The sequence below is a fragment of the Streptomyces sp. NPDC050388 genome (genome assembly GCF_040655635.1).
GTDB lineage: Bacteria > Actinomycetota > Actinomycetes > Streptomycetales > Streptomycetaceae > Streptomyces.
Map to the genome: position 1 here is coordinate 1 of NZ_JBFAKH010000167.1, position 7,331 is coordinate 7,331.

Annotated in this window: 8 protein-coding genes; 2 read left to right on the plus strand and 6 right to left on the minus strand. The window is 72.1% G+C overall.

Annotated features, from left to right (window positions below; translation table 11 throughout):
• Window positions 1-1,456: 1,456 nt before the first annotated feature.
• Window positions 1,457-1,579: a hypothetical protein gene (locus AB0I73_RS39430; protein ID WP_363045211.1), complete on the plus strand. Its 123-nt coding sequence runs from the start codon at window positions 1,457-1,459 to the stop codon at window positions 1,577-1,579.
• A gap of 735 nt (window positions 1,580-2,314) precedes the next feature.
• On the opposite strand, the gene AB0I73_RS39435 is transcribed toward AB0I73_RS39430, so the two are convergent.
• From AB0I73_RS39435 to AB0I73_RS39445, 3 genes are all read right to left on the minus strand, one after another.
• On the minus strand, window positions 2,315-3,316 hold the full coding sequence (locus AB0I73_RS39435; RefSeq protein WP_363045212.1) for a recombinase family protein: 1,002 nt from the start codon (window positions 3,314-3,316) through the stop codon (window positions 2,315-2,317).
• A 199-nt stretch (window positions 3,317-3,515) separates the two neighbouring features.
• The gene (locus AB0I73_RS39440) at window positions 3,516-3,911 is read right to left on the minus strand and encodes an SRPBCC domain-containing protein (RefSeq protein ID WP_363045213.1); all 396 of its coding nucleotides are present in this window, start codon (window positions 3,909-3,911) and stop codon (window positions 3,516-3,518) included.
• 5 nt (window positions 3,912-3,916) lie between these two features.
• The gene (locus tag AB0I73_RS39445) at window positions 3,917-4,519 is read right to left on the minus strand and encodes a CGNR zinc finger domain-containing protein (protein ID WP_363045214.1); all 603 of its coding nucleotides are present in this window, start codon (window positions 4,517-4,519) and stop codon (window positions 3,917-3,919) included.
• 21 nt (window positions 4,520-4,540) lie between these two features.
• On the opposite strand from AB0I73_RS39445, the gene AB0I73_RS39450 reads away from it, so the two are divergent.
• Window positions 4,541-4,993, plus strand: coding sequence for a VOC family protein (locus tag AB0I73_RS39450; RefSeq protein ID WP_363045215.1), 453 nt, complete (start codon window positions 4,541-4,543; stop codon window positions 4,991-4,993).
• On the opposite strand, the gene AB0I73_RS39455 is transcribed toward AB0I73_RS39450, so the two are convergent.
• The 3 genes from AB0I73_RS39455 to AB0I73_RS39465 all read right to left on the minus strand — a co-directional run.
• The gene (locus AB0I73_RS39455) at window positions 4,953-6,281 is read right to left on the minus strand and encodes a Tn3 family transposase (protein WP_363045216.1); all 1,329 of its coding nucleotides are present in this window, start codon (window positions 6,279-6,281) and stop codon (window positions 4,953-4,955) included. The two genes, AB0I73_RS39450 and AB0I73_RS39455, sit on opposite strands and share 41 nt — an antisense overlap.
• Window positions 6,167-6,493, minus strand: a complete 327-nt coding sequence (locus AB0I73_RS39460) for a hypothetical protein (protein WP_363045217.1) — start codon at window positions 6,491-6,493, stop codon at window positions 6,167-6,169. The genes AB0I73_RS39455 and AB0I73_RS39460 overlap by 115 nt, the downstream gene beginning before the upstream one ends.
• Before the next feature lie 325 nt (window positions 6,494-6,818).
• A partial coding sequence (locus tag AB0I73_RS39465) for a hypothetical protein (protein WP_363045218.1) occupies window positions 6,819-7,331 on the minus strand: 513 nt, incomplete at its 5' end.

Sequence of the window (7,331 nt, forward strand, 5' to 3'; positions counted from 1 at the left end):
TATCTGTCATATCGGGAGGTAAGGGAAAGTCAGCCAAGTGACTCCAATCAGGTCACAGGGAGCGCCCGCATGGCGTGTCATCGTGTACTGACGGGTAATCAGCCAGCTTTTCCTGTAGTGGACTTGATGCCCCGATAGGCCGTCCGGGGGACTTTTCCGGCGCCCGCTCACCCGCAGCAGCGGCGTGTCGTTCGTTGACACACCGGCTGAAACCGGTCTCCCCGTCGTGCTGCCGGGCCGGGTGCCCGGGCACCCGGCCCGGCCGGTGACACGCTGCCGCTCACCGGATGGCGTTCCCCCTGGTCATGGACGACGGGCGGTCACGCTGCGGGGGCGAGGTCCTGCGTGGTCAAGTGCCCGGGTTCCGAGCGGGGCGGCGTACCCGCAGGCGGGGTGCTTGCGCAGCCGGGGGCGGTGGCAGGCGGCCTCGGTGGAGCCGAGGACGCCGGCCCGGGCAGCCTCACGGGTACTCCAGCCGGTGGTCCCGATGTCCGCTTCCGGCTGCGGCGTTGTCGCCCCAGGAGGCTGTTCTGCCCGTGCTCGCCGCATTTTCGACTTCCCCGGCCGGCTGCGGTGTTCGCGCGCGGTGTGCTCGGCTGTGCGGCCCGAGTGCGCAGTGCGGCCCTTTTCGAACCGCCCGCGGCCGGCGGCGCCGTCAGCGCGTCGACGGCCAAAAAGGCGCGGTGGTGGCCGGCCGGCGCGCAGCCGGTCGCCTCCCGGGCCGCCAGGTCGATGACGGCGGCGAGGCACCCCCAGCCGGCCCGGGCGGGCGGACAGGTGCTGTCCGGGACCGGCTTGGTGCCGGGCCCGATGGAGGTGAAGTCGCCTTTGACCAGGGCAGGAAAAAAGACGGCCCCCTTGTCCGGCCGGGCCGGGCCGGGCCGGGCGGCGGCGTTTTCCGGGCTCCTCCTTGCCCGTGGGCGGGCAAAAAGAAAGGGTGATGCCCCGGATGTTGGGCTCGCGCATCAGCCGCTCGCCCTCCTTCCGGTTGATCCGCCGTCCCGCGCGACGCAGTGCGGCCGTGCTCCCCAAAAAGCCGCAGCCGCGGCGGCAATGCAGGGGGAGCTTGCGGGTCTTTGTGACCGGCTCACGCTCTGCGCCCGCGCGCCTCGGCGGCCGGGCGTGCGGCACACCGGGCGCAGTGGCCCAAGCAGAACACCCCACGGCCTTGCCCGTCAGGCTGCCGCCGTGACCGTCCGGGGTGTGCCCGGTGGCCTTCTTTGCATCGCTGAACGCGCAGCGTACGGCTGCTTCGTCGGTTCCCCCGCGAAGAAAGCCGCGGCTTTCTTCGGGACCTCGAGGCTCTGCTGCCGTTTTCGGTCCTTTCGCCGCGGACACCGCACCCCTTTCCTCCTCGTCGCCGCTCAGGGCGCCCGCCGGCCCGGGCCGGCGGCCGGTCCGGTGCTGCCTGGCCCGGTCGCGCCGTGCCCCGGCACCGGTCTCCCGGGCGGCCCCGGTGACCGTCTCTCCCCCCGAGTGCACCGACGCGACCGCGTCGCGTGCGGACTCGGCCGTGTACCGCCTGCTCGCGCTGGTCTTCTCACTCACCGTCCGGGACCGTCTCCTCCAGGCCTTTTGACCCAGTATCAGGCTGTCTGGCCCAGCCGGGGGGAACTCCACACCGGTATTCCACCCGGAGGACGGCCGCCGTGCCGGGCGTGTCACCTGCGCACCGGGCAGCGGCGGGTGACGGCGGCACAGGAGCCCGGAGCCCGGAGCCCGCCGGGCCCGCCGCGGGCGGGGACGAGCGGAAAAGCCGTCTCGGCCCGGTGGCAGCCCCGATATCGGCCCGCCGGCGGGCCCGGGCCGAAGCGGAGGGCTTCGTCTTCCGCCCCCGGGCGCGAGGCGGGTGCACGGCTCGTGCGGGCTCCTCGAACGGCCCGCGGGTGCGGTGGCCCCCCGGGAGAAGCCAGGAGAAGCCGGCCGGGAGGCGTTCGCCGCCCGGGACGCCGAAGCGAGCAGCGGCGGCTGGTGCTCTTGGCCCGCGCGCCGGGGCACGCCCGCCTCCGCACCGGGCGGTGTCTTGTGCACGGCCGCGGTCCGCCGGCGCCGGGCCGGGCGGCCCCGGCACGTGCCCGGGGGCGACGTCTGGAAAGGGGCGTCCTGCCGCGGGGGCGCCGCTTTCGCCGGCGAACGGGCCCCCGGGGGGCGGCGGTGTCCGCCCCGTGCGGGAAAAGTGCTCGGCGGTGCCGGCTTTGCCGCCGGCCCCAGGTCCCCGGCGCCGGGCACCCGCGGCCGCCGGCGGGCCCGCGCGCCCGCCCCGGGGGCCCTGTTCTCCCGAAGCTACGGCGAAGTGACAAGTAGCTCTCTGTAATCAGAGTGACGTTCGGTCAGGGATAGCGGGGCGGGGGCCGGGGACTCCGCCGGCCCGGAGGGCTGCGAAGTCGGCGTGGGCCTGCTCGACGGCTTCGGGACACGCCCCGCGCTTGGCATGCTCGGCGAGCGCCCGGTAGATGCTCGCCACCGAGGGGTTCTGTCCCTTGCGCGTGCCGGTGGGGATGATCAGGTCGGGCTGGATCTGCTCGACGGACTCGCCGCCCGCGCGGCGCCGCAGCACGGTGTGGAGCATGTCGTCGGTGATGACCGGGGGCCGGCCGCCGTGCTTGCCCTTGCGGGCCGCGGTGTCGAGCCCTTCGGGCGTGGACTCGCGGATGTTCTCCCGCTCGGTCTTTGCCATCGCGGCGAAGAACGCGAACAGCAGCTTCCCCGGCCCGGTGGGGTCGTAGATGCCGGGCAGCGGCCCGGCGAGCATCTCCAGGGCCAGGCCGTGGGCGGTGAGGTGGTCGGCGAGCGCGGTGAGTTCGGCGGCGCCGCGGCCGAGGCGCTTCATCTCGTACACGGTGAGGACGACCCGGCAGTGCGGGGCGTGGGCCTTGATCTCCCGCGCGGTCCGCAGCGCCCCCTCGCACCGGGGGCGGACCCGGAGGCGGGTGCTGGTCTTCTCGCTGAAGATCTCGTCCCGGGGAATGCCGTGCTTGCTGAGCGCGTCGAGCTGGGAGTCGCGTTCCTGCCCGAGGGTCGAGCAGCGGGCGTAGCCGATGCGGATGTCCGCGCTCGGCAGGTCCGGGTCGATCGGCGACGGGGTGCCGGGCCGCCACGGCCGGCCCGGGCCGCGGTCGGCCGGGGTGGGCACCCGCAGCGCCTTCTTCAGCCGGGGCACCATGGTGAAGCGGCGGGTGTGGTGGGCGGAGGCGACCGCGCCGCCGCGCGAGCGGCACGGCGAGCCGGGCTGTGCGGCACACTTCAAACCGGCGTGTTGTTCGACGTCGTCGGCGTCCGACCGGTCGGTTGGGGAGGGCTGCTGAGGGTCCGTCATGGGTCCGGATCTTCGCACCATGCAAGTCGCAGAAGGGGGTCCGTCCCGCTCTTGAGTGAGAACCGGTTCTGAGAGTCGATCGGGGTTCTGGCGGGTTCCGGCGGCCGGTTGTTGATCTTGCTCGCGCAAAGGACCGTTCGTGAGAGGAGGCTGGCGTCTCGGGGCGCATCGGTCTCCGGTCGGGTGTCACACGCCGTCGTCAGCCCCGGCCGAGGGCGGTAGCGACCTGGTCCATGACGCGCTGCCAGTGCGCCCGTTGCCGTTCGCGCTCTTCGGCGCTTGCCAGGTGCTCCTGGTGGAAGCGGAGCATCGTCCGGGCCCCGTCGGCGGCGGGGGTAAGGACAACCTGGAGCGTGGTGGTGCCATGGGTGACGCGAATCCTCTTCCCACAGTGGTAGCCGCGCACCTCACCTGTCACTCCTTCGGTCGTCCGGTAGGAGGTGCCGCGTTCGGAGGTGAGGGCCGCGCCGGGACCGAGGCAGAGTGCGAGCCCTTCGGGGCTGCTGACGAAGTCCCAGACGATGGGCGTGGCGTGAGGCAGCGTGCGGGATACACCGATCTGCCAGCCGGCGTCCTGGGTGAGCCCTGTGGGCATGGCGGTCATCCTTCCTCGGAGTGGCGGGCGCGCAGCGCCCTGACCTTGTGGCGGTTGCCGCAGTGCTCCATGGAGCACCAGCGGCGGCGGCCGGGGCGTGAGGTGTCGACGTAGATGAGGTGGCAGTCCTCGGCGGCGCAGGTGCGGATGCGGTGGGCGAAGGGGCCGGTCAGCAGCTCGACGGCGTCCCGGGCGACGGTGGCCACCAGATGTGCGCCACTGGGGGCCCCGGCCCACTGCCGCTTCCCGGCCGACGTGATGGCGGGGGCCAGGGCCGGACGGGCGGCTGCCTCGTTGATGGTCTCCAGGTCTCCAGAGGGGTGTGGCTCGCCGTGCGTGTGGGCGATGACCACGCGAAACAGTGCGTCGCGGAGCCTGCGCGCGTCGGCCACCTCGGCTGCGGAGATACCCAATGCGGGCGTTGGGGTGAGCCGCGATCGGTCCGCCCAGGCGGCCAGGTCGGCGGGCTCGTGCAGGACCTCGTACCGACGGTAGGGGCCAGGGCCGCCGGTGGTCAGCAGTTCCAGGCACAGCGCACCGGGGTCGAACCGGTAGGCGACGCCGGTATGAGAGCGCAGCGTCAGCCCCTTGGTTGCGGAGGAGTCCATGTAACCAATATAACTGGTTACATGGCATTGAGTTGGAAGCTGGTCATCGACAGCACGAACGCCCCTGCCCTCGCGGACTTCTGGGCCGCGGCCCTGGGATACGCGGTGGAAGACCCCACCGCTCTCATCGAGCAGCTGCTGGCCGCCGGCCACATCGGCGAGGAGGCAGTCACCGAGCACCGTGGCCGCAAGACCTTCCGCGGCTATGCCGCGATCCGCCACCCCGAGGACCCGTTCGACGAAACCAGCGGCGTCGGCCGCGGCCGACGACTGCTCTTCCAGGACGTGCCCGAAGGCAAGACGGGCAAGAACCGCCTGCACCTCGACATCCACAGCGAACCCGGCGGCCTCGACAAGCTGCTGGTGGGGCTGGAAGACCTGGGGGCGACCCGCGTCCGAGAGGTGAGCAAAGGGCCGGCCGGGCACTGGTGGATCATGCAGGACCCGGAGGGCAACGAGTTCTGCGTGGCGTAAGTCCGGCTCTGGTCCGCTGCGGGGCATCGGCTCTCCGGCACCGGAAGACGCGTCTTATCCACTGCTCAGGACGCCGATCCGGCCTTACCGTGCGGCGTCGGCCGCAGGGCCTTTGAGCCTGGCGCCGTGCGGGGCCGGGCACCGTGAGCGCCTGGGTGAGGTCGAGCCGATCATTCATGTCGAGCTCGAACCGGCCGTAAGGGTTCACGTGCGTCCACAACAGCGGGGACAGGGCCCGCCGGTCCGCGTCGGTGAGCCTCTTCTGCCCCTTCGCCTCGCTCAAAATGTCCTGGAAAAGCAGCGTGCTGCCGTGCACCAGCGCCGACTGGAGCAGGTGCAGCGCCAGCATCGAGACTTCCTGGGACTCCCTGTCGGAGCCGGTCAGGTCGCCGTCCTTGCCGTAGCACAGGTCGTGGTCGGCGCTGTTCCGGTTCTCCACGACCTGGAGCCCGTCGTTGATCTCGCGCCGTAGGTCCGTCTCGGCGAGGTAGTCGCAGAGGAACGCCGTGCGCACCGTGCGGCCCAGTTCCTCGATCGCCCGGTAGGCAGGGTGCTTGGGCCCGCCGCGGGTGAAGCGCCGCAGGACCTGCTCGGCCCCGGCAATGCCCAGGCGCAGGGCGGTGGTGTACTTCACGATCTGGTCGTACCGCCGGCGGATGTCGATCGTCTTGGTCGACATCCGCCGGCGTTGGTCGACATCCGCCGGCGCCGGCTTCGGCCGCTTCTCGTCTTCCCCGGCCGCCGGCCGGTACAGCCACGCCGAGCCGACGTTCTTCAGCCTGGGCAGCAGGCTGAAGCCGAGCATGCGGGCGAAGGCGGACCCGACGATGAAGGCGCCGTGCGTGTCGGCGTACTGCCGGTCGATCTCCACGTCCGTGCAGTGCCGCAGCACACCCTCGATCATCGCGGCGACCTCCGAGGCCGAACACGACTTGAGCCGGCTGCAGACGCACAGCACCTTCTTCTCGACGTGCCAGTCGATCATCACACCGGGCCCGCGGTACCGCTGGTGCCACTCGGTCATGAAGTTCGAGCTCCAGGAACCGAACTTCTGGGAGTCGCTCGCGCAGGCGGCGCCCTCGCCCCACCACGCCTGATCGCGGGCGGCGAAGGTGGCGTTGACCAGCCGCACCAACGCCGCGCGCCGGCTGGTCCGGTTGACGAACAGGTGCCCTACGCGGCGCGGGACGGCCTCGCTCTCGCCGTGCTTGCCGGTGACCGCGCCCCGCTTGATGCCCATGTTCGTTCCCAGCGCGAACAGCACCAGCAGCAGCCGGCGCCGCAGCACCTCTTTCGGGACCGCCCCCTGGTGGCGACCGAGGTGAACTCGGACGTGAAGCCGGTGGCGAACCCGGCCTCCTTGAGGATGCCGATCAGGTCGACGGTGCCCCGGCGGCGTTCGATCTCCGCCTTCAGGGCGAGGAGATTCTCCGGCTCCTCCTGCCTGCCCAGCGGCGAGACCTTGATCCACGGCTCGCCGTACTTCTTGACGATGTCCACCCCGCCCGTGGTGCCCAGCTCCCAAAAGGCTCCCTCGCCCGAAGGAGACCGGCAAAGGCCACCTCGGCAACAAAGCCCCGGTGCGCACGGCAGCGGACCCGCCCGCCGCCGTCCCACCGCCGTGCCCCGCGCACCCGCCCGACCGGCCCGGCCACCGCCCCGAGTGCGCCGGCGCGGTGAATCCGGGCCGGCGGGGCGCCGTCGTCCACATTCCCGACGGGTGCCCGGCGGGCGGGGAAAGCCGGTGTCCGGGACAGTGCAGGGCAGACCCCGGCCCGATTCCAGCGGGCCGGGGTCTGTGCGTGGTGCCGGGGTGGCGGTTGGGTCAGTATCCGCCGTGTCCGCCGTATCCGCCGTGTCCGCCGAAGCGGTGGACGACCCGGAAGCTGCCCACCACTCCGTCCTTGACGCGGACCCCCTTGGTGTGGTGCACCTTGATGCCGTTCGCTTCGCTGTGGGGGCCGACCGTGGCGACGGGGGCGCCGTTGTCGCAGGTCACCCCGCGGAAGAACTCGACGGTCCTCTTGCTGTCGTTGCGGATGTTGAAGCTCTTGGAGCCCAGGCCGCTCGCGACGGTGATGCAGCCGTCCGGGCGGGCGGAGAACGACCGCTCGTTGATGTGGATCCGGCCCTCGAATTCCTTCTCCTCGAAGCCCCGGCCCTCGAAGCCCCGGCCTTCGTAGTCCTTGCCTTCGAAGTCCCGGCCTTCGTTCTCCTTGCCGGACTCGCCGCCCAGGGGGGCCGCGGCGGGGGCGGCCGCCTGCTGGATCGCGGGGGCGGCCTGGGCCGGCTCGTAGGCGGACGCCGAGGCGTAGGTGATACCGGTGGCGGCCAGGGC

What these genes read in the sequence shown, in the direction of transcription:
- AB0I73_RS39435 (WP_363045212.1), bottom strand. Translation starts at nt 3,316, where the DNA reads ATGACGGACCCTCAGCAGCCCTCCCCAACCGACCGGTCGGACGCCGAC.
- AB0I73_RS39445 (WP_363045214.1), bottom strand. Translation starts at nt 4,519, where the DNA reads ATGGACTCCTCCGCAACCAAGGGGCTGACGCTGCGCTCTCATACCGGC.
- AB0I73_RS39440 (WP_363045213.1), bottom strand. Translation starts at nt 3,911, where the DNA reads ATGCCCACAGGGCTCACCCAGGACGCCGGCTGGCAGATCGGTGTATCC.
- AB0I73_RS39450 (WP_363045215.1), top strand. Translation starts at nt 4,541, where the DNA reads ATGGCATTGAGTTGGAAGCTGGTCATCGACAGCACGAACGCCCCTGCC.